This is a genomic window from Deferribacterota bacterium, from assembly GCA_034189185.1.
Taxonomy (GTDB): Bacteria; Chrysiogenota; Deferribacteres; order Deferribacterales; family UBA228; genus UBA228.
The window spans coordinates 1-2543 of sequence record JAXHVM010000153.1 but is presented as its reverse complement, the minus strand read 5'-3'; the positions used below and the strand labels follow the sequence as shown (position 1 = coordinate 2543).

The following is a 2543-nucleotide window of genomic DNA, read 5'->3' as shown; positions in this document are numbered from 1 at the left end:
TTATAAAACAATATCAATATTGAATATATATAATAAATATGTTATTATAATAAACTAATGAAAAATGAATTTAACTTTTTACACACATTAAGGGTTAGATATGCTGAGATTGATGGGCAAGGTATAGTATTTAATGCAAATTACCTAATTTATATTAGTGTAGCAATTATGGAATATTTTAGAAATCTAGGGTTTGATTATAAAGAATTTGCAAAAAATCAAGAATTTGATTTAGCACTAGTAAAAATAACCTTAGAATATATATCCCCAGCATTTTTTGATGATATTATTGAAGTTGGTGTTAAGGTTGTTGGATTTGGTAACAAAAGTTTTAATATACATTATGAAATGTTTAGAAACCACCAAGACGATCCTATCTTTAAAGCTGATGCAATCTATGTAAATTTTAATACAAAATTAAAGAAAGCACAGCCTGTTCCTGATGAAATTAAAGAGAAAGTCAATAAATTTGAAAATAAATTATCTTACTAAAACACCCAACTTCTTTTAATAGTTGTAAAAACTAATTTTTATTCATATCTTGATGTGAGAGTTTTGATAAAACAGATAAAGTCATGGCCTTAATACCAGTTATAATTGTTGGTTTTGGTTTTGGTGCAAAATATGGTGAGTGAAGACCAGGTAATTTGACGCCCTCTTCTTTTGCCCTTTCTATTTTATTTTTATCAACAGAGCCAAGCCAAAATAAAAAAGATGGTATATAACCTTTATATTTACCGTATCTACTAAAATCTTCGCCTCCCATTGAGGGCTCTCCCTGAACTAATGCATCTTCACCAAGATAATTTTTTAAAACACTTACAGTTTCACTTACTAATTGTGGGTCATTATATAGGGCAGGCGTAAACCCCTCCCTTAATTTTACTATTGGTAAATTTTCTTTCTTAATGTCATATGATAGCGCTGTATATTTTGCAGTTCTCTTAATAGCATTTAATAAATATTCTCTTGTTTCATCACTAAAAGACCTCACCGTTAGCTCTAGTTTTGCACTAGATGGTATAACATTATATTTTGTACCTCCATGAAAAGAACCCACCGTTATTACTGCGGGCTCTAATGGAGATATTTCCCTAGAAATTATTGTCTGCAAAGCAATTACTATTCTTGAAGCCAAAACTATAGGATCTTTTGTTATGTGCGGATATGCTCCGTGGCCACCGATACCTTTTACTATAATATCAACTGAATCAACATTTGCCATTGCATAACCAGAAACATATCTAATTTTTCCAGTCTCTAGATCTGGGGCTACATGAAGTGCAAAATTATAGTCAGGTTTACCAAATCTTTCATACAGCCCATCGACTAACATTGCCTTTGAACCCTCTCCTGTTTCTTCAGCAGGCTGGCCTATCATTATAACTGTACCGCTCCATTTATCTCTTAATCTAATAAGTTGTTTTGCTACACCTAACCATACAGTCATATGAATATCATGCCCACATGCATGCATTACACCAGTTTTTTTACCATCTTTATCTATAACTGTGGCTTTAGAAGCATAGGATAATCCAGTCTTTTCTTTTACAGGGAGTGCATCCATATCCGTTCTAATTAATACTGTTGGTCCATCCCCATTTTTAAGAATAGCCGCTATACCATAACCACCTATATTTTCTGTAACATCATAACCAAGTTCTCGCATCTCTTTAGCTAAAATTTTAGATGTTTCTTTTTCGCTTCCAGAGAGTTCTGGGTTTTGATGTAAATGCTTATATATTTTAAACAATCTTGTGGTAAAATCTTTTTTTATAGACTCATCTAACTTCTCTGTAGTAATTTGGGCTGAATGTATATAAAAAGCGTTTAAAACTGTAAATAATGCTACAGCGATTATATATATAATTTTTTTCTTCATAGCAGCACCCCTTATTTTACTTAAATATAGATTATTTTTTCATTGTTTTTAAGTAGAGTTGTTAGAGGCTCTCCCCAGTATTTTACCTCAATTCCTAATGCTTCTAGCGTTTCACCAGCTCCTAATTGATCAGCACAGGCCTTACAAGCAGTTATTTTTATTCCCTCGTTAATTGCTACACCTATCTTTTTCTGAATTAATTCGTTTTCACATGCTAATTTAGTAGCCGCACCCCATACGATAATAGTAATATTTTTCCACCATCCTCTTCTAATTGAATTGATGGCATACATAAACAGCATCTTATCACAGGTAATCAGATTATCGCTTGTCCATAAAATATATAAATGTTCTTTATTCATATACAGACCTCCATATAGCTATATTTATACAAAAATTATAACAATTTGTTAAGTTAAAAAAATACAATTGCGAAATTTATGAGATAAAATATTTAAAGTATAAATTTAAATGTTACATATAATTTATTAATATACTTTAATAAATGCAATTTCTAATTTAATTATTTTAATTTAAAAATATTATACTATAATAAATAAAGTTTTAGAGAGGTGGTATAATGAGACATGGTGATATTTCAAGTAGTAAAGATACTGTTGGAGTAGCGGTGATAAATTATAAGATGCCAAGATTGCATGAT

The 2543-nt window shown here is 30.5% G+C and carries 3 protein-coding genes; 1 reads left to right on the top strand and 2 read right to left on the bottom strand.

The genetic code is table 11. From position 1 onward, the window contains the following. Nucleotides 1-57 precede the first annotated feature (57 nt). Nucleotides 58-492 carry a thioesterase family protein gene (locus SVN78_08820; GenBank protein ID MDY6821706.1) on the top strand — a complete coding sequence of 145 codons (435 nt, stop codon included), beginning with the start codon at nt 58-60 and terminating at the stop codon, nt 490-492. 31 nt (nt 493-523) lie between these two features. Here SVN78_08820 and SVN78_08815 read toward each other — a convergent pair whose 3' ends face one another. Continuing rightward, a complete protein-coding gene (locus SVN78_08815; protein ID MDY6821705.1) occupies nt 524-1882 on the bottom strand; it encodes an amidohydrolase in 1359 nt (452 codons plus the stop codon). A 20-nt stretch (nt 1883-1902) separates the two neighbouring features. Beyond that, a complete protein-coding gene (locus SVN78_08810) occupies nt 1903-2244 on the bottom strand; it encodes a DsrE family protein (protein ID MDY6821704.1) in 342 nt (113 codons plus the stop codon). Nucleotides 2245-2543: the final 299 nt, after the last annotated feature.

Excerpts from the sequence above, each read along its gene's own strand:
- SVN78_08820 (MDY6821706.1), top strand. The coding sequence starts at position 58 with ATGAAAAATGAATTTAACTTTTTACACACATTAAGGGTTAGATATGCT.
- SVN78_08815 (MDY6821705.1), bottom strand. The coding sequence starts at position 1,882 with ATGAAGAAAAAAATTATATATATAATCGCTGTAGCATTATTTACAGTT.
- SVN78_08810 (MDY6821704.1), bottom strand. The coding sequence starts at position 2,244 with ATGAATAAAGAACATTTATATATTTTATGGACAAGCGATAATCTGATT.